At 59.6% G+C, this 18,763-nt stretch carries 19 protein-coding genes; 8 read left to right on the top strand and 11 right to left on the bottom strand.

Annotation, left to right across the window (positions count from 1 at the left end; translation table 11 throughout):
• Positions 1-13 precede the first annotated feature (13 nt).
• From OKC29_RS06485 to OKC29_RS06500, 4 genes are read right to left on the bottom strand one after another with little or no spacing between them, the layout of a single operon-like run.
• Entirely contained in the window at positions 14-160 is a 147-nt protein-coding gene (locus tag OKC29_RS06485; RefSeq protein WP_005298986.1) for a hypothetical protein, read from the bottom strand.
• A complete protein-coding gene (locus tag OKC29_RS06490; protein ID WP_073349565.1) occupies positions 157-846 on the bottom strand; it encodes a M15 family metallopeptidase in 690 nt (229 codons plus the stop codon). Before OKC29_RS06490 ends, OKC29_RS06485 begins: the two co-directional genes overlap by 4 nt.
• Positions 843-1,970: a succinyl-diaminopimelate desuccinylase gene (dapE, locus tag OKC29_RS06495; protein ID WP_073349566.1), complete on the bottom strand. Its 1,128-nt coding sequence runs from the start codon at positions 1,968-1,970 to the stop codon at positions 843-845. Before dapE ends, OKC29_RS06490 begins: the two co-directional genes overlap by 4 nt.
• 22 nt (positions 1,971-1,992) lie before the next feature.
• Positions 1,993-2,367, bottom strand: coding sequence for an ArsC family reductase (locus OKC29_RS06500; RefSeq protein ID WP_270669160.1), 375 nt, complete (start codon positions 2,365-2,367; stop codon positions 1,993-1,995).
• Positions 2,368-2,610: 243 nt separating this feature from the next.
• Between OKC29_RS06500 and OKC29_RS06505 the strand changes: the two genes are divergently transcribed.
• From OKC29_RS06505 to OKC29_RS06525, 5 genes are all read left to right on the top strand, one after another.
• Positions 2,611-4,314 carry a recombinase family protein gene (locus OKC29_RS06505; protein WP_171280323.1) on the top strand — a complete coding sequence of 568 codons (1,704 nt, stop codon included), beginning with the start codon at positions 2,611-2,613 and terminating at the stop codon, positions 4,312-4,314.
• Positions 4,311-5,282, top strand: coding sequence for a hypothetical protein (locus tag OKC29_RS06510; RefSeq protein WP_043851303.1), 972 nt, complete (start codon positions 4,311-4,313; stop codon positions 5,280-5,282). The genes OKC29_RS06505 and OKC29_RS06510 overlap by 4 nt, the downstream gene beginning before the upstream one ends.
• A gap of 378 nt (positions 5,283-5,660) precedes the next feature.
• The gene (locus OKC29_RS06515) at positions 5,661-5,798 is read left to right on the top strand and encodes a hypothetical protein (protein WP_010674054.1); all 138 of its coding nucleotides are present in this window, start codon (positions 5,661-5,663) and stop codon (positions 5,796-5,798) included.
• Between the two features lie 113 nt (positions 5,799-5,911).
• Entirely contained in the window at positions 5,912-6,451 is a 540-nt protein-coding gene (locus OKC29_RS06520; protein ID WP_043851304.1) for a recombinase family protein, read from the top strand.
• A gap of 69 nt (positions 6,452-6,520) precedes the next feature.
• Positions 6,521-7,087: a hypothetical protein gene (locus OKC29_RS06525; protein ID WP_043851305.1), complete on the top strand. Its 567-nt coding sequence runs from the start codon at positions 6,521-6,523 to the stop codon at positions 7,085-7,087.
• A gap of 309 nt (positions 7,088-7,396) precedes the next feature.
• Here OKC29_RS06525 and OKC29_RS06530 read toward each other — a convergent pair whose 3' ends face one another.
• Entirely contained in the window at positions 7,397-8,308 is a 912-nt protein-coding gene (locus OKC29_RS06530) for a LysR family transcriptional regulator (RefSeq protein ID WP_005298997.1), read from the bottom strand.
• A 316-nt stretch (positions 8,309-8,624) separates the two neighbouring features.
• Entirely contained in the window at positions 8,625-8,939 is a 315-nt protein-coding gene (locus tag OKC29_RS06535) for a hypothetical protein (protein ID WP_024943845.1), read from the bottom strand.
• 285 nt (positions 8,940-9,224) lie between these two features.
• Here OKC29_RS06535 and dcuC point away from each other — a divergent pair, with 285 nt between their 5' ends.
• Together dcuC and OKC29_RS06545 are read left to right on the top strand one after the other, a co-directional pair.
• Positions 9,225-10,601: a C4-dicarboxylate transporter DcuC gene (gene dcuC / locus OKC29_RS06540; protein ID WP_073349570.1), complete on the top strand. Its 1,377-nt coding sequence runs from the start codon at positions 9,225-9,227 to the stop codon at positions 10,599-10,601.
• 84 nt (positions 10,602-10,685) lie between these two features.
• The gene (locus OKC29_RS06545) at positions 10,686-11,825 is read left to right on the top strand and encodes a M20 family metallopeptidase (protein WP_073349572.1); all 1,140 of its coding nucleotides are present in this window, start codon (positions 10,686-10,688) and stop codon (positions 11,823-11,825) included.
• A gap of 91 nt (positions 11,826-11,916) precedes the next feature.
• On the opposite strand, the gene OKC29_RS06550 is transcribed toward OKC29_RS06545, so the two are convergent.
• From OKC29_RS06550 to asnS, 3 genes are all read right to left on the bottom strand, one after another.
• Positions 11,917-12,573 (bottom strand): hypothetical protein, encoded by a 657-nt coding sequence (locus OKC29_RS06550; protein ID WP_073349574.1) that lies wholly within the window; start codon positions 12,571-12,573, stop codon positions 11,917-11,919.
• Positions 12,574-12,706: 133 nt separating this feature from the next.
• On the bottom strand, positions 12,707-14,050 hold the full coding sequence (locus tag OKC29_RS06555; RefSeq protein WP_017410023.1) for an anaerobic C4-dicarboxylate transporter: 1,344 nt from the start codon (positions 14,048-14,050) through the stop codon (positions 12,707-12,709).
• A gap of 377 nt (positions 14,051-14,427) precedes the next feature.
• Positions 14,428-15,828 carry an asparagine--tRNA ligase gene (gene asnS / locus OKC29_RS06560; protein ID WP_073349576.1) on the bottom strand — a complete coding sequence of 467 codons (1,401 nt, stop codon included), beginning with the start codon at positions 15,826-15,828 and terminating at the stop codon, positions 14,428-14,430.
• A gap of 193 nt (positions 15,829-16,021) precedes the next feature.
• On the opposite strand from asnS, the gene OKC29_RS06565 reads away from it, so the two are divergent.
• Positions 16,022-16,372 carry a hypothetical protein gene (locus OKC29_RS06565; RefSeq protein ID WP_043124166.1) on the top strand — a complete coding sequence of 117 codons (351 nt, stop codon included), beginning with the start codon at positions 16,022-16,024 and terminating at the stop codon, positions 16,370-16,372.
• Here the strand turns inward: OKC29_RS06565 and OKC29_RS06570 are convergent.
• Together OKC29_RS06570 and bioA are read right to left on the bottom strand one after the other, a co-directional pair.
• Entirely contained in the window at positions 16,369-17,202 is an 834-nt protein-coding gene (locus tag OKC29_RS06570) for a HAMP domain-containing protein (RefSeq protein WP_073349577.1), read from the bottom strand. The genes OKC29_RS06565 and OKC29_RS06570 overlap by 4 nt on opposite strands.
• Positions 17,203-17,337: 135 nt before the next feature.
• Positions 17,338-18,612, bottom strand: coding sequence for an adenosylmethionine--8-amino-7-oxononanoate transaminase (gene bioA, locus OKC29_RS06575; RefSeq protein ID WP_162275647.1), 1,275 nt, complete (start codon positions 18,610-18,612; stop codon positions 17,338-17,340).
• Between the last annotated feature and the right edge of the window lie 151 nt (positions 18,613-18,763).

The raw sequence follows: 18,763 nt of genomic DNA on the forward strand, positions 1-18,763 counted from the left end.
TGGCGGACTCGAGTCAGTCGTCCTCGTCGTCCTTCACTTCCCGGATCTTGTCCTTGTAGCGGGGCAGCTCTTTCTCCAGTCGCTTCATGTCCTTGATGGCGTTGAGAAACAGGCCGAGCAGGAAGAGCAGTGGCAAGCCTATCCAGAGCCAGAGGTTCATGTGCTACTCCTTTCGTCGGTGGCCAGGGTGACATAGCGGGCCAGGATCTCGTCGAGGTTGGCCAGTATGGTCGCCTTGCCTTCAATATCCGCCTGTTGCAGGCAAAGTGCCAGCGCCGCCGGGTCGAGCCGCTGCTCACGGGACTCAGGCGCAAAGCTGATGTGCCAGGGCTCGTAGGCGACACCGCTACCGGCACCGACCGGTTTGGCGTAAGGCAGGAAGAAGCCAAAGTCGTTCATGCGATCCTCAAGCCACTCGCTCAGGTCGGCGAACCAGCCCCCGGCTTCATACTCCCAGGGCTCCAGCGCCAGCCTGGTGCCAGCGGGCAGGCAGTCCGGGTCGTAGATGTCGAGGTCGGTGCCCCAGTGGTGGCGACTGGTGCCAGGCAGGGCGCTCCAGCGCAGGATGGCGTGGAGGCGCTCCTCGTCGCTCAGTGGCAGGGCGTCGATGGGCTGGCTGTGGGCATCGAGCAGCGGCCGCTCGCCGCGCCACTTGCCGTTCCAGATGGCGAGCTGGCGATCAAAGCCCCGCCAGCTGGAGGCGGGCTGCAGGTTGAAACCGGCGTGGGCGGCGGCCACCTGCATGTCGTTGAAGGCCGCCGCGGTGGCGGCTGTCAGCCGGTGCGGGCCTTGCCCCATCAGAATGAGGTGACCTTCATCCAACCCCAGCAGTTGCTCCTGGGTCATGCCAGCAACCTCGCGAGCACCCCTTGGTACATGTCGGCCAGCAGATCCAGGTCGTCCGCCTTCACGCACTCGTTCACCTTGTGGATGGTGGCGTTGACCGGGCCCAGCTCGATCACTTCGGCGCCGGTGGGGGCGATAAAGCGCCCGTCCGAGGTGCCGCCTGTGGTGAGCAGGGCCGGCTGCTGGCCGTTCACCGCCTCGATGGCAGAGACCGCCGCCGCCAGCAGCTTGCCGGTGTCGGTGAGAAAGGGCTGGCCGGAGAGGGTCCAGTCGATCTGGTAATCCAGACCATGCCTGTCCAGCAGGGCTTCGACCCGCTCGCGGATATCCTGGTCGGTCAGTTCGGTGCTAAAGCGGAAGTTGAACTGGACGTGCAATTCGCCGGGAATGACGTTGGAGGCACCGGTGCCCGCCGAGATGTTGGCGATCTGGAAGCTGGTGGGGGGGAAGTAGGCGTTGCCCTCATCCCACACGGTGGCGGCGAGCTCGGCCAGCGCCGGCGCGGCTTTGTGAATGGGATTGTCCGCCAGATGGGGGTAGGCGACGTGGCCCTGCACCCCGCGCACCAGCAGATCGCCGGTGATGGAGCCGCGTCGGCCATTCTTCACCACATCCCCCACCACGGCGGTGGAGGAGGGCTCGCCAACGATGCACCAGGTGATCTTCTCGTGGCGCGCTTCCAGGGTGTCGATCACCCGGGTGGTGCCGTTGATGAAGGGCCCCTCTTCATCGGAGGTGATCAGGAAGGCGATGGAACCGGAGTGATCCGGATGCTCGGCGACGAAGCGCTCGACCGCCACTACCATGGCGGCCAGCGAGCCCTTCATGTCAGCGGCGCCACGGCCATAGAGCACGCCATCCTGGATGGTCGGCTCGAACGGCGGGGTGTGCCATTTGTCCAGCGGGCCGGCGGGCACCACGTCGGTGTGACCGGCGAAGCAGAACAGCGGCCCCTCGCTGCCGCGGCGGGCCCAGAGGTTGGTGGTGTCTTCGAACACCATGGGCTCGATGACGAAGCCGAGCTTGGCGAGGCGCTCCGCCATCAGGGTCTGGCACCCTTCATCCAGCGGGGTAACGGAGGGGCGGCGGATCAGATCCTTGGCCAGTGCGATGACATCCGACATCAGCGTTCCTTAGCAAAAAAGTTTAACGAGAGAAGAGGGATTGGTAGTGATCGGCCTTGAAGCCCAGGGTCAGCTCGCCGTCACGATCCAGCAGCGGGCGCTTGATCATGGCCGGGTGCTCCAGCAACAGGGCGCGCGCCTTGGCGGTGTCGAGCCCCTGTTTGGCCTCGTCCGGCAGGGCGCGGAAGGTGGTGCCTCGGCTGTTGAGCAGCGCTTCCCAGCCGAGCTGGTTCAGCCAGCGGTCGAGATCGTCCGGGTTCAAGCCGTCGGCACGGTGGTCGTGAAAGCGGTAGTCGATGCCGGCCTGCTCCAGCCACTTGCGGGCTTTCTTGATGGTGTCGCAGTTCTTGGGGGAAATGCCGTAAAGTACGACTTTACATTCGCTCTTGTTTTCCATGGGGTTCACCGTGTTCCGTTTGATGGGCTGTAGCATACAGACGATCTCCACGCATGGAAACGAGGCCGCTTTGGGTTAGCCACCATGGTAGAAGGCTTGCATTGGTCGATATGATCGATGTTTGGCAAAAAAAAACACAATGAATATTGTTAGAAGTGCCGTCATTCTGGTAGGCTCACCTCATCTTAGTTCTCAGCCTTGTTCACTACTTCCTGAATGTGGGCCAATGTAAAAGGAGTTGTCATGAGCCGTCCCCCGAAGGCGTATTCCTACATTCGATTCAGTACCCCAAAGCAGGCACAGGGAGACAGTTATCACCGTCAGCTTCAGAAGGCTACCGACTACTGTGCCAAGCACAATCTCCAGCTTGTAGAGAAGACGATTGATGACCTTGGTACGAGTGCATTTCGTGGGGCTAACATGACGGAAGGAGCCTTGGGTCGCTTCTTTGATGCAGTGAAGAGTGGAAAAATTGAGCAAGGTTCTTATTTATTGGTCGAGTCAGTAGACCGCCTAAGTCGACAAGCTGTTGAGGCAGCTCTAAGTCAATTCCTTGCCATCATTAGTGCAGGCATAGTGATCGTTACCCTTGATGATAATGCGGTGTATCGCTCAGGGCAGGTTGAGACTCAAAATCTATTGCTTTCTATTATGTTCATGGTGCGTGCTAATAACGAGTCAGAAACTAAGAGTGACCGTAGTCGCAAAGCTTGGGACAAAGGCCGCAAACAGGCCAGAGACAACAATCAAGTAATGAAAAACTCTCGTCTTCCCTCATGGCTGAAATGGGAGGAGGGTAAGATCATGCCAATCCCCGAACGAACAGCCGTTGTGAACGAGATGTTTGAGTTGGCCAAATCCGGCTGTGGCTATGAGCAAATAGCCAAGATCTTTCTGGATAAGGGTTATAAGACTTTTGGAAAAGAAACTGACTGGCGTCCAGCAGGCATTCAAGCGGTTATTAAGAGCGAATCTGTGATTGGGGTATTTCAGCCACATCAAATAAAGGATGGCAAGCGAATTCCGGAGGGTAGCCCTATCTGGGGATATTATCCGGCAATAGTCGAGCCAATATTATTCAACGAAGTGCAGCATATTATCAGCCAGAGAAGTAATCATAGTGGTTCCTATCGGAAAGGCACTTATAACAACCTCTTTAGCGGTATACTTCGTTGTCAGTGTGGGGAGGCGTTACGCTACCAAAATAAAGGACGAGTAGGGAGCCCTCGCAACTATCTTGTTTGTCCTAAGCAGAATATCACAGGGTGCAATCTGCCAAACATGCTCTATAACAAAGTTGAGCCTCAGTTATTACAAGCAGTCTGCATTCTATCAGAAGTAATGCAAAGACGGGTGGGGGAGAATGAGAAGGTTTTATCTCTAAAAGAACAGTTGGCCACATTGACTGCTCAGCTCGATGTTGAGAGTAGAAAGAAGAGTAAAGCAGCTCAATCCATATTAGATTTTGATGATGATGCTACTTTTCGAAAAGAATTTGTAAAGATTAAAGCTAACTGCGAAGCCTTAGAGGAAAAAATACACGAAATTGAGAGCGAGCTCATGAGCCTAGAGCTGTCAGAAAAAACTATTCTCAATCTACTGAAACCAGAAGAACTGATCAGCACTGAGCAGCGTCAACTATTTAATAGCCAATTGAAAGCAGTGCTGAAAGAGATCAAATTTAGCTACGATGGTTATGATCTGGCCGCAGTATTTAAGGGGCTAGATGATAAATTCATGCTAGAGCAAGCTTTCAAACCCAAGCTGGCAGGTAGTAGCGTTAGAGATCTCAGTGGTGAGGAGTTGTTAAGGACAACCTCAGAGGCTCCCTATATTGATGCTGCGTGGGTGAAGGGTGAGACCGATGAGTATGAGTCACATCGGAAAGATGCGTCCAGCGGTCTGGATGATGAGTTTGAGGACTTGAGTTTACAAGAGTCAAAGTGAAGGCATTACAAGGGGAGTTGGACGTGGTAGGCATCTTTGTTGGGCACCACTCACAGAGGGGCATCGACCCAAAAGCATTGCTCTCGCAGATTCCTGGATTCAGTCAGCGAAGCACTCGACGATTCAGTCAGTACGTCAAGCGGGCAATCGCCAACATCCAGCAGGTGCAGGGACTCGACCTTCCGGAGGTTCCCGAACCGGATAATGGATTGGGGACGTGGACTCCCTTACAAGCCTTGGCTGTGTTGACCTATGGCCCCAGCTCTCACTTAAACCTGAGGCTAATAGCGGAGATCGAGCAGCTTACCGGGCTGGAGTTACCACATGATGAAAGGCAAAGCCGCCATGAGGCTGCATTTTATGTGGAATACTTGGCCCCGCTGGTTACTTACTTTCAAATGCAGCAACCGGGTTTGCGAATGGAGGTGATCCCGCAGTTCGATTGCGACCCTTACCGGGTGGATTTTCGGGTAGATTTGCAGTGGTTCGACCCAAACGGGAAGTATTTTGACAAACCGATCCGGCAGGAGGTGTACTTGCTGGAGTTTGATGAAGCCTATCATCTGGAGCCAGCGAACCGCCAAGCAGACCACCAGCGTGATGCCTACATCGAGCAGCAGACGGGCCTCAGACCGCTCAGGATACGGCACGAGGAACAAGAGCTGTGGGCCACCATCTGTCGTGCTCAGGGACGCATCCTAAGCGTGGAGGAGTACCTGCAAGGGCTGTTGATGGCTATGGCAGAGCCGGGTGATGGCCGACATCTTGATATCACGCGAGATTCTGCCCAGAGTGCTTATACCTGCGATCCAGCCGGGTATCTACGATATCCAGCTCAGCCGGGACGAGACCTTAAAGCGATAGCAGAGCGGCTTGGCTGGCGGTTGAGTCAGAGGCATAGCGGTAATCTGGCCTATCACCGTCTGACCCCGCCGCGAGTGACTGCCAATCGACACATTTCGGGGTGATGTGTCTGGTCGATTTGAGTCTCATCGACACATCCGACAGCGTGTTCATGGGCTTTTCGGCGGTATGTGTCTGGTGTTCCAGCTGTTCCAGCCCGATATATATACCCGTTTAGTTACACTGACTCTTATCTATTTACTGCACCGAGGGGGGAGCTTACCAGCCACCCGAAGGAGAGATTCCGAGAAGATTGCAACGATCTTGCCCGGTTGATTGCCCGGCAAAAACAATCCCAAACCCCACCAGCACAAGGAAAACGAGCAGGCAACATTCAGACCAAACGCCGGTATAAGCCAGATGAGACCAACACCATAGGAGAATCCCATGGAATACATCACATCTGGCCCCTTGTCGGGAGCCATCCAGCAAGGAGAAGGCGTATGAATGAGCAGCAAGGAAACCCGTTACTGAAAGCGTTGGAGGCGGCACTGCTGGCAGCCTTGGGCGTCCTCATTAAGGAGGCCGTCAACTCGATGCAGACACCGCCGCCCCCGCCGAAGGAGCCGGACGCTCAATAGACCATGCCCGTGTGACAGACCGGAAGCACCCCCGGCAACCCCTGTCACACGGGTTGGTTTTCGAGTTTTGACACGTTTTTCTTGCAGGGTCTTGAGCCTATTGGGAGGCCATCATGGCAATCATCGGGTATGCCCGTGTCTCGACCACGGGGCAATCGCTGGAGCAGCAACTGATAGCTCTGGCGGAGTGTGAAAAAGTTTTTCATGAGCAGGTCAGCGGTAGCAAGACGGATAGGCCGCAACTACAGGCGATGCTCGAGTTCGCCCGGTCTGGGGACGTGCTAAAAGTCACCAAGTTAGATCGACTCGCTCGAAACACTAGGCACTTGCTGGAGATCACAGACCAGCTACACGCCAAAGGGGTAACATTGCAGATCCAGAATTTGGGCATCGATACGGCTACCCCGACAGGTAAGCTGATGTTGACCATGATCGGAGCTATCGCCACGTTCGAGCGGGAAATCATGCTGGAGCGTCAGGCGGAAGGGATTGCCTTGGCTAAGGCAAAAGGGGTCTACAAGGGCCGAAAGCCGACCGCGATGGAAAAGCGGGACGAGGTGCTGCGTCTTCTATCGCAGGGCATCGCTAAGGCATCAGTGGCAAAGCGGTTGGGTATCAGTGTGTCAAGTGTTCACCGGATACTGCATACATAACCATACTGCTATTATTTGGTGAGGGAAACCTCACTTTTAGCTAATCAAAACAATAATTTAGGGATGAAGATGAAAGCTGTTTTTGGGGCTGCCATGCTGGCAGTTGGATTAATAAGTGGGTGTGCGTCACTGAGTGAGCAACCATCCGGAGATGTGGTTGTTAAAAAAGACTCTTTCGAGGCGGAAAAGACAATAGTATCCGTAGATAGCATTCTGGGAATGGGTGAACAGTACAATTTGTTTATCAATCTGGAGTGGCATTCGGGTAGTAAGGATGTGTATCTGGACGCGATTTACCCTCAGATAGAGAATGTGGTAGCACTGAAAATCAATGCTGATGGTCAGATGATTGATGGGCGGGTTTGTAGTGCACATACAGACTTCGGAGCAACCGTCTACTCTGGTTTGATGTATGTATCTGTCCCTAGCTTTTCACTCCGTCGGTTCTGTATTTCTACGAAGGAATACGAAAAGATCGCTCAGTCTAAGCTTGTGAAGATGAAAGTCTCAACCTACACGAAGTACATGGTAGCTAGCTTCTCACCTGTAGGTAGCAAAGATGTATCCAACTCATCTACACATGCAAAAGCGTTTAGCGGGTTCACAACTGCGTTACGCCAGAATGGTGCTTTCTAATTGATTTTCCAAGCTTTAAGTAAATCAGTAAGCCTGTGGTTACCTCAGGCTTTTTTGTGGTTCTTCCATAATTAACCTCTCACAGTTCTTGATGCCATAGAGGGTGGTGGCCATGGGGAGTCCTTGTCTGCGGGCATGGGCCCGGAAAGCCGAAACTTGAGTCCTGAAACGGGAAATCAAGAAGAGGCCCGATTCTGGCATTGTGGCGATCTCAAGGCAACGCCGATGCGCATGGGGGAGGTGGGGCGAGGCGCTGGTCGGGCCTGGGGGGAGGGGAAAAGTGCCCGGCGCGGGACGCGCCGGCGGGCATCAGAGTTCGCTCTGGGTGCGACACCAGAGGTGCAGTTCGGATTCGAACCAGTTGAGCATGGCGTTGTTGTCGTCGCGACGATGGCGAATGAGGCTCACTTCAAAGGTGGGCAGGGCGAAGCGGGTCTCGTACTCCACCAGATCCAGCAGCGGCATCAGCGGGCGCAGCACCCGAGCCGGGGAGGTGAGCAGCAGAGGCGCGCACGGCAGGATGAAGGGGGCAGCCAGAAAGCTTTGCACGATCAAGGGGGTGTGCCGGGTCATGCCGTGGGCGGCCAGCAGATCATCGACGATGCCCCCTTCGCTGCCGCGGGGAGCGACCAGCAGGTGCTGGGCTTGGGCGAAGGATTCGATGCACAGCACCTGGCCCTGCAGCGGGTGGCTGCGGTGGGCGGCGCAGATCAGCTTGTCTTCGAACAGCGGGATGCGGCGAAAACGGCCGGGTACCTCGTCCTGTTTGCTGATCACCATGCTGATGACCCCTTCGTCGAGCTGGCTCTCGTAGTCCGCATTGAGCGGCACCATGTGGATGCGCAGGTTGGGCGCCTGCTGTTGCAGCCGGGCCAGCAGGCTCGGCATCATCACATACTCCACATAGGTGTGGGCCCCGATGCGCAGCACTCCCTCGAACTGGGCGGGGTCGAGCTGCTCGGGGGGGCTGAAGGTCTGCTCGATGTCGTGCAGGATCTCCCGCAGCGGCAGCAGCAAGGCCTCCGCCCGGGCGGTGGGTTCCATGCCCTGGGGAGTGCGGATCAGCAGGGGATCGTCATAGAGCAGACGCAAGCGGGCCAGTGCCCGGCTGACGGCCGGCTGGCTCATGGCGAGCCGTTCGGCGGCCTTGGTGGTGTTGCGCTCCTCCAGCAGTGCCTTGAGCACCACCAGCAGGTTGAGGTCGACGCCTCGTAAATTCATTCTGTGCATAATGGAATACTAATAAATCATTTCCTTAAGCAGGGCCTTCACTTTAGTCTCATTTCCCGTCGATGGTCAGCATGAAGCTTGGATAAATCAGCGATTTATGCAAACCCATGTTGTCCTGTTACCTCTTTCGCGTGGTGCCGGAGGTGGCAAGATTCGACAGCCTGAACTCTTTACTCTGGTCATCCAGAGCGTTGCTTGCTTAGTACCCGCCGTCTCGGCGGGTTTTTTTTGCCTGCGGTTCAGGAAAAGGGGGCCCAAAGAAGTACAAAACGCGCCGGCGGGCGCGTTATTGTGAGGGGTGGATGACTCAGGGCGCAACCGGCCACTGGTAGTCAAACACCTTGGCACGTTCCCAGGGGGCGTCCGGCAGACTGGAGGAGAGGCCGGTATATTTGCCCACATCGTCCACCACGATGGCGGAGAGGATCGGCAACTGGTGCTCGGTGCAGTACATGCGGATGCGTTGCAGCAGCGTGCGCAGCTCATCCTGGCAATTCTCCAGTCCGGCCTGCCTGGCCAGCTTGGAGTAACGAATGGTGGTGCGTTCCTTTGCAGACTCGACGAGGATGTCCCATAGCTTGTAGTCGCAGGTCGTCATGCCTGCGTTGGCTCGGTCTGTCATAACTCTCTCCGGCGCGAATGGTCGCTGTGTGTCGATGCGCATCTTGGCCAGTTCACTGGCCCCTGACGTTGATCCAAAGCAAAAAAGCCTGAGGTTATTCGCCAGAACGCGTGGCAAAGGGATTCTAAAGGTTTGCCTTTAGTTTAAATTGCTGTTTTTTGTTAAGTGTGTAGCATTTTATTTCATTGGGATGCGGTCAAGCCATCTTTCTTGACGGGGATCAATGGGAAAGCGCGGTCAGACCACTAGATTTCGCTCCTCGATAACTTTATCAGGAGTGAATATTTGGAACTCGTCTTCGTCTTGCTCGTACTGCTGGCCGTGGTCTACGGCATCGTCAAGGATTACAACCCGCAGGCGGTGCTGGCACTGGCCGGCATGGCCATCTTCACCGTCGCCTACTGGCTGGGATTGCACCCCATTCTGCCCGCCGACAAGAGCACCGGCTTCGCCCTGTTCGATCTGTTCGAGGTGTTCAAGGGGATCTTCTCCTACCGTGCGGCGGGCCTCGGCCTCACCATCATGGCGGTGGCCGGCTTTGCCACCTACATGTCCCATATCGGTGCCTCCCAGGCGCTGGTGCGGGTGGCGGTCAAACCGGTGGCGGGCATCCAGTCCAGCTACCTGATGCTGGCCATCTGCTACCTGGTGGCGGTCTTCGTCTCCCTGTTCGTCACCTCCGCCACCGGCCTTGGCCTGCTGTTGATGGTCACCATGTACCCGGTGATGCGCAACCTCGGCATCAGCCCGGCTTCCGCCTGCGGCGTCATCGCCACCTCCCAGGCGTTCGAAATCGGCCCGACCCAGACCAACGCCATCTTCTCCGCCGGCCAGTCCGGCATGGATCCCACCAGCTATTTCGTCGACTACCAGATCTGGCTGGTGGCCCCCATGCTGCTGGTGACCATGGTGCTGCATTTCTTCTGGCAGCGGTACTGTGACCGTCAGGATGGCTGGGATCCGGCCCTGCATCGCGGCGAGCACGCCGAGCTGGACGAGCAGGGCACCGAGGCGGTCGCGGCGCCCACCTGGTACGCCCTGTTGCCCATCATCCCCTTTGTGCTGATGATGACCTTCTCCAAGCTGCTGGTGACCACCATCAGCGTCAGCGTGGAGGTGGCCATGCTGCTGTCGGTCTTTATCGGCATGCTGTGCGAGCTGCTGCGCACCCGCTCGGTGCGCACCGCCTTCGCCGGGCTCTCCAGCTTCCTCGACGGCATGGGCAAGGTGTTCGGCCCTGTGGTGGCGCTCATCGTCTGTGCCGAGCTGTTTGCCGAATCCCTCAAAGCCATCGGCGCCATCGATACCCTGCTGCACTCGGCCAGCAATGCCGGTATCGGCAGCGGTCTGATGACCCTGGTGATGGTAGGTCTCATCATGGTGGCGGCGGTCATCATGGGCTCGGGCAACGCGGCATTCTTGAGCTTCTCCACCCTGGCGCCCGCCGTGGCGGCCAAGTTCGGCGTACCGGCGGTGACCATGCTGCTGCCGATGCAGCTCGCCTCCAGCATCGGTCGCACCGTCTCCCCCATCGCGGCGGTGCTGATCGCCTGCGCGGGCATCGCCAAGGTCTCCCCCTTCGTGGTGGTCAAGCGCACCTGCGTGCCCATGGCCGGCGCCCTGGTGACCGCGCTCACCCTCAACTATCTGCTGTTTATGTAACCGGGCGGCGGACGGCACGAGCTGTCTGCCCCTTTCATTCGGCCGTCGGGAGGGAGGTGTGTCCTTCCGTCCCAGGAGATGACAATGACAGAATCTCGCAACGCTTTTTCTCTGGACGCCTACCTGGCGGATCTGGCCCCGCTCATCAATCTCGATTGCGGCACCCGCACCCCGGCCGGGGTGGCCAAAGTGGCCGACATCATGACCGAGAAATATGAGGCCATCGGCTGGCAGGTGACCCGCCACCAGTTTGCCGCCGAGTGCGGCCCCTGCCTCGAGGCAACCAATGTCCCCGGCGCCAGCCACTACGACGTGATGCTGGTGGGCCACATGGACACCGTCTTCCCGGAGGGAACAGCCGCCAAGCGCCCATTGAAAATCGAAGGCAATCAGGCCTTTGGCCCCGGTGTGTCGGACATGAAGAGCGGTCTGCTCTCCACCTGGTATGCCCTCAAAGAGATGGACCCGGCCGTGCTGGCCAAGCTCAAGGTGCTGGTCTGCTGCAACTGCGACGAGGAGATTGGCTCCCCCTGGTCCAAAGATTGGCTGGTGGAGAAGGCCAAACAGAGCGGTTGTGTGCTGGTGGCCGAGGCGGCGCGCCCCAACGGCGATCTCATCAGCGCTCGCAAGGGCAATGCCAAGTACCGCATCACCTTCCACGGCAAGGCCTCCCACGCCGGCTCGGCCCTCACCGAAGGGGTTTCAGCCATCACGGAGCTGGCCCACTGGGTGCTCGCCATCAACGAGCAGGTCAACCTCGATACCGGTACCACCATGAACGTGGGGGTAGTGCAGGGGGGGACCGGCGTCAACGTGGTTCCGGATTTTGCCGAGGCGATCGTCGACTTGCGCTTCTGGAGCAATGACGAAGCGGCAGCGGTGCACGAGCGACTCACCTTCATGGCCAACAACCCCTTCCTCGCCGGTTGCCGGGTCGAGGTGGATCGCCAGAGCTTCAAGCCGGCGATGCGCCCGAGTGGCGACACCGAGGCATTGATGGCACTGGTGGAGGGGGCAGCGAAAGAGGAGGGGATCACCTTCAACTGGCTGGAGGCCGGTGGCGGCTCGGATGCCAACTTTACCGCCGCCGCGGGAGTGCCGTCGCTGGATGGCTTCGGCCCCATGGGCGGCGGTTTCCACTCGGAGGCGGAATTCCTGCTGCTGGGCAGCATAGCGCCACGCATCCGCCTGCTGCAGCGGGTGCTGGGCAAGCTGGCCAAATAGGTCGGCGTTAAGGACAAGCAAAACGGGAGGCCATCGCCTCCCGTTTTTTATCAGCCGTGCCGGTGCAGAGACATCGAACGGTGCTGCGTCGCTACCCCTCATCCTCCAGCAGATAGGCAAGCTGTTCCTGATGGGCAACCTGCCAGTGACCGAGCACCAGCGGCGCCGCAAAGCCCGGACCGTCGGTCACCATGGTGTGGTACTCCCCCTGCTCGCCGCAGGCATCGAAGCCCTGGCTTGCCGCCAGCTGCTGCAACTCGGCCAGGGTGGTCGCATCGAGCGTGCGTCCCACCCACTCGGGGGCCAGCACCCGGGTGTCGACGCAGGAGAGGTGGGCGACGATGCCGCGGGTCAGCAGATCCGCCAGCAGCGCCTCGCGGGGTTGCTGCCAGAGCGGGGTGTGAACGGCCAGATCGAGCGGGCGGCAGCGCTCGCGGATCCAGTTCGGCGCGCCCCCCACGCTGTCGATGTCGCCGGTGACCACCCCATCCAGGCGCCACTCATCTTTTAGCCGTGCCAGCGCCCGTTCATAACCGAGATCGAACGGCGCTTCGATGGTGATCAGCAGATGGGGCAAACCGAGGGTCGCCGCCTGCCGACGCACCTGCGACAGGGGATGGGCCAGAAAGCGGGGTTCGGGCGGGGCAAAGGTGGTCAGTGCCACCACCTGATGACCCGCCTCGCGGGCATGGCAGAGGGCCTGCATGGCATCCTTGCCGCCGCTCCAGAGCACGATGACGCGAGACATGGGGGAGATTCCGCAAAGAAAAGAGGGGTCATGCTACCCAGAGTGCGGGTGGTTGGCAAAGCGGGATGGGGCAGGGCACAAAACAGCAGGCCCCCGGGGGGGCCTGCTGGACTGGCTGAATGGTGCCTGTTGCTTAGAGCAGTATGCTGGTCAGCAGATAACCCAGGGTACAGGAGGTGGCGACCCCGATCAGACCCGGAATGATGAAGCTGTGGTTGATGATGAACTTGCCGATGCGGGTGGTGCCGGAGCGGTCGAAGCCGATACAGGCCAGATCGCTCGGGTAGGTCGGCAGCACGAAGTAGCCGTAGCTCGCCGGCAGGAAGGCGATCAGCAGTTTCGGCTCCACACCCAGAGCCAGCCCCATGGGGGCGATGGCGGTCAGGGCTGCAGCCTGGCTGTTCACCAGCTTGGAGATGAGGAACAGCACCAGGGCGTAGGTCCAGGGTTGGGCCTGCACCACGTGGGCCAGGGTTTCTTTCAGCAGCGGCATGTGGGCCTGGAAGAAGGTTTCGCTCATCCAGGCGACCCCGAATACCGAGAAGATCGCCACCATGCCGGCCTTGAACACGGCACCGTTGGAGATGTCACCCGGCTTGACCTTGCAGCGCATCAGGATGATGGCGCCGGCGATCAGCATCATCATCTGGATCACCAGGTTCATGGAGAGCGGGCCTGTCTTGCCACCCATCTCGAACACCGGGCGCAGGGAGGCGTCGGCCCCCAGCACCACCACGGCGGCGATGGCGGCGAAGAAGATCCAGGTCGACCAGTAGGCCTCTTTCGGGAACTTGGTGTTGAGCAGGGTCTCACCGCCGCCGTAGACGAAGGCACGCTGCTCAGGATCCTTGATCTTGGCCTGGAACTCTTCGTCCTTGTCCAGATCCTTGCCGCGACGCAGGCTCCAGAGGGCCGCGACTATGACCCCGGTCAGCGAGGAGGGGATGGCTACCATCAGAATGTCGAGCAGGCTGTAGGCCTGACCGATGCCGTGACCGGCCGCCAGGATGGAGACCATGGAGACCACGGCCACCGACACCGGCGAGGCGCAGATCGCCATCTGGGAGGCGACGGAAGCCACCGCCATCGGACGTTCCGGGCGGATGTTCTTCTGCAGCGCGATGTCGGCGATGATGGGGAACATGGTGTAGACCACGTGGCCGGTACCGCACAGGAAGGTGAGGGTCCAGGTGGTGAGTGGCGCCAGCAGGGTGATGTACTGGGGGTGGCGGCGCAGCAGGCGCTCGGCCACCTGCATCATCAGGTTGAGACCGCCGGCGGTCTGCAGGGTGGCGGCGCAGCCGATCACCGCCAGTATGGTCAGCATCACCTGCACCGGCGGTTCACCCGGGGTGAGACCGAACACGAAGGTCAGCAGGAACAGACCGATGCCGCTGATGAGACCCAGCCCCATGCCCCCAAACCGGGTACCCAGCAGCAAGCAGCCGAGTACCACCAAAAATTCCATCAAGATCATTCCATTACCTCGCGTTATTTAATCCATGTCTGTGCTGTGTTGGGCTCATGGACCGGGATTGTCTGTTTTTTATTTAGCCCTAAAGGGTTAGTGGTTATTGTGCCTGCCAAAAAAGGGCAAAAATTTGAGGTACTTCAATAACTCATCGCTTTTTGATTTAACGTCATAAAAACCACGTATTAACGTTTTTGTTATTTTGTGGGCAATAAGTGGCAGCGTATGGGGCTCAACGGCTGGCGTGGGGCGGGTGTGTCAGCAAGGGGGCATGACGGAGGGCGGCAAGAGTGATTAATTGTGGTGCTGGCAAGGCCGTCCGGCCGCCGGACGGGCAACAAAAAGCCGACCCTGAGGTCGGCTTTTAAGGCAAAGTCCTGTAATCAGAACTCGGCGGTGCGGGGGGTGCGCGGGAAGGGGATCACGTCGCGGACGTTGCCCATGCCGGTCACGTAAACCACCAGGCGCTCGAAGCCCAGACCGAAGCCGGAGTGCGGCACGGTACCGTAGCGGCGCAGGTCGCGATACCACCAGTAGTCTTCCTTGTTCAGACCCATTTCGGCCAGACGGGCATCCAGCACGTCCAGACGCTCTTCACGCTGGGAGCCGCCGATGATCTCGCCGATGCCCGGGGCCAGTACGTCCATGGCGGCGACGGTCTTGCCGTCGTCGTTGAGGCGCATGTAGAAGGCCTTGATGTCTTTCGGGTAGTTCTTCACCACCACCGGGGACTTGAAGTGCTCTTCGGCCAGGTAGCGCTCGTGCTCGGAGGAGAGGTCGATACCCCAGGAGACCGGGAACTCGAACTTCTTGCCGCAGTTTTTCAGCACTTCGATGGCGTCGGTGTAGTCAATCTGGGCGAAGTCGGAGGCGACGAAGCGCTCCAGACGACCGATGGCGTCCTTGTCCACGTGCTGGGCGAAGAACTCCAGATCGTCGCGGCGCTCGGCCAGCACGGCGTTGAAGACATACTTCAGCATGGCTTCGGCCAGGGCTGCGTTGTCTTCCAGATCGGCGAAGGCCACTTCCGGCTCAACCATCCAGAACTCCGCCAGGTGGCGGCTGGTGTTGGAGTTTTCGGCGCGGAAGGTGGGCCCGAAGGTGTAGACCTTGGACAGCGCACAGGCGTAGGTTTCGACGTTGAGCTGGCCGGATACGGTCAGGAAGGTCTCTTTGCCGAAGAAGTCCTTGTCATAGTCCACCTTGCCTTGCGGGGTGCGCGGCAGGTTTTCCATGTCCAGGGTGGAGACGCGGAACATCTCGCCGGCGCCTTCGGTGTCGGAGGCGGTGATGAGCGGCGCGGCGATCCACAGATAGCCCTGCTCGTGGAAGAAGCGGTGGATGGCCTGGGAGAGGCAGTTGCGTACCCGGGTCACGGCGCCGACCACGTTGGTGCGAGCGCGCAGGTGGCCCTGCTCGCGCAGGTATTCGATGCTGTGACGCTTGGCAGACATGGGGTAGGTGTCCGGATCTTCGACCCAGCCCACTACCTTGACGTCGGTGGCCTGCAGTTCGAACGCCTGGCCGCTGCCCTGGGACTCGACCACCAGGCCGGTCACTTCCACCGAGCAAGCCGTGGTCAGACGCAGCACTTCATTCTCGTAATTGGCCAGGGTATTGGGGACGACTGCCTGTACCGGATGGAAACAGGAGCCATCGGAGATGGCCAAAAATGAGATCCCCGCCTTGGAATCGCGGCGGGTCCGGATCCACCCTTTCACTGTCTGGGTGGTGCCGACCGCATACTTACCGGTCAGCACATCTACTACGGATGCGTGCGTCATCGAAATATTGTCTCCAGCTTGTTCTTGCAGCGCTATTTGCAACACTTGGGGTCTGGCCCGGGCAATCTTGGCCCATCATGGCAGACTAAGCCGTCAATCTTACCCGCGCAGGTTTGATAAACAAGCAAAAATGTCGGACTCTGGGGGGGATTTCGGCGCCTATCGGCGGATTGGCGGGCCAGTTGGACGGGGGATGGACGTGAAAGAGCGGCGACGGGGGCCGGACCGGCTGACACGGGTGTTGCAGGGGCTGGTGATGCTCTGCTGGGGCGGCTTCATCGGCCTGCTCTCCCTCTACCACTTCGCCAGACCGCAGACGGCCTACGGTTTTCTGGTCTATGGCGGGATCAGGGTACGCCAGAGCTGGGATCCCCTGCTCACCCCCTGGCTGCTGCACGGGCTCTGGGGTTGCTGCCTGCTGACCCTGGCGGTGCTGCTGGCGGAGCGCCGACGCTGCCGGCGGCAGGAGGACACGGGGCGGGTGCACCTGACCATCTTGCTGCTGATCCTGATCGCCAGTCTGCTGTTCTACTACCTGGGCTAGCCCTCTTTTCTTCTCTCTGTCGCCTTCTGCTCGCTCCCCTCCACCGGCGCGGCGGGCCGTTTGCCGAGCTGACGCTCCACGCTGTCGAGCATCTGGTTGTAGGCCAGCGCCACCCGGCCAATCTCGTCCCCTTCATCCCCTTCCAGCCGGTGGCCGAAGTCGTGCAGGTCGGTGGCCTCCTCCATGGAGCGGGTCAGCTGGTTGAGGGGGCGGACGATCCAGGTGCGGATGACCCAGAGGGTCAGCAGCAGCCCCAGACCGAAGATGACGGTGAGGCTCAGCGCCGAGGTGAGGATGTTCTGCTCGACCCGGGTAAACAGGGTGTCGAGGGAGTAGTCAAAGCGCACCGCCCCCAGCACGGTATTCTCCGGCACCAGGTGGCAACTGGTGCAGTCGGTGCCGCGAAAATCCTTCTTGGCCAGCAGCGGGCGGGTCACCACCAGCTTGCTGTGCATGCCGTCGTGCACCACCTCCAGGCTGCCCTTGCCGGCCAGTGCCAGCTCATCGAACCTGTCTTTGGGCTGCTCGCTCTGGTGGCCTGCTCCGTACTGCTTGCTCACCGCCTCGCTGCGCACGATGCGGGCATCCTCCACGTGGGCGTGCTCGAGAAACTTGCGGCGCAGGGTGTCGCGGGCATCCATCTTGCCGGTCAGCATCAGCATGTTGAGGCCGTCGAAGTAGGCCTCGGTCTGCTCGCGGCTCTGCTCCTTGATGAGGGTCAGGATCAGGTCGCGTTCGCGCACCGCCTGGTAGGCGGCGGAGAACACCAGCACCATGGAGAAGATGAACAGCAGGAAGAAGTTGATTTTGGCAGCAATGGAGAGGCGCATGGGAACGGTACATCTGTTGGGTAAAACCCGCGCAGTCTACGCGTCTTGGCCGCCCGGGTCTGGTGTCTCGCTCACATTCTGATGAAAAAGAGTCAAAAGACCCTGCCTGGTCGGGCAGGGCCTGCCACGTCTGACTCAGAACTCGCCACTGTGGATGGCGGCGGTGATGGCGTTGGTCAGCACGGTTAATTGTGCCGGGCTGATGACGAAGGGGGGCATCAGATAGACCAGCTTGCCAAACGGGCGGATCCAGGCGCCCAGTTCGACGAACTTGCGCTGGATGCGCGCCACGTCCACCCGCTCCTTCATCTCCACCACCCCGATGGCGCCGAGCACCCGCACATCCGCCACCGCCGGGTGCAGGGTCAGCTCTACCAGTTCTGTTCGCAGCTGATGCTCGATGGCGCGGACCCGTTCCTGCCACGGCGAGGCCAGCAGCAGATCGATGGAGGCGTTGGCCACGGCGCAGGCCAAGGGGTTGCCCATGAAGGTCGGTCCATGCATGAAGACACCCGCCTTCCCGTCACACACGGTGCGAGCCACATGCTCGGTAGTGAGCGTGGCCGACAGCGTCAGGTAGCCGCCGGTGAGCGCCTTGCCTAGACACATGATGTCGGGGCTGATGCCGGCCCAGTCGCAGGCAAACAGCTGGCCGGTACGGCCAAAGCCGGTGGCGATCTCGTCGGCAATCAGCAGCAGGTCGAACTCGTCGCACAGGGCGCGTACCCACTGCAGGTAGCGGGGATGGTAGAAGCGCATACCGCCGGCGCCCTGCACGATAGGCTCGAGCACGATGGCGGCGATTTCCTCATGATGGTCCGCCACCAGGGTGGCGAGCTCCACCACGCACTGCTCGTCCCACTCGGCGTGGAAGCGGCAGCTGGGCGCTTCGACAAAATGGTGCTCGGGCAGGAAGCCCTTGTAGAGCTCGTGCATGCCGCCATCCGGATCGCAGACGCTCATGGCGCCGAAGGTATCGCCGTGATAGCCGCCGCGCAGGGCGACAAATTTGGCCCTGGGCGTCCCCTTGGCGTGCCAGTACTGCTGCGCCATCTTGAGCGCCACCTCTACCGCCACCGAGCCCGAGTCCGCCAGAAACACCCGATCCAGCCCAGCCGGGGTGATCTCCACCAGCTTGCGGCACAGATCGACGGCGGGGGCGTGGGTGAGGCCGCCAAACATCACGTGGGACATCTTGCCAAGCTGGGCAGTGGCGGCCGCATCGAGCTCCGGCACCTGATAGCCGTGCACGCAAGCCCACCAGGAGCTCATGCCGTCCACCAGCTCGCGGCCGTCGCTGAGGGTGAGGGTCACTCCCTTGGCACTGGCCACTTCATAGCAGGGCAGGGGATGGGTGAGGGAGGTATAGGGGTGCCAGACGTGGTGCAGGTCGAATTCTTGATTGGTCATTTTGTGTTCTGTTGTCAATTGGTTTGATCTGGTCGGTGTTGACAGTCTACGCGCGCTCTCTACACTAGCCAACAATTTCAGCCACTTGGCTGCGTGCAACCCGACTTGGGTGCAGGCCGGGTGGCGGCTTCTGTGTTTGCCCATGCAAGCT

The organism is Aeromonas sp. QDB34, from assembly GCF_027705405.1.
Taxonomy (GTDB): domain Bacteria; phylum Pseudomonadota; class Gammaproteobacteria; order Enterobacterales; family Aeromonadaceae; genus Aeromonas; species Aeromonas hydrophila.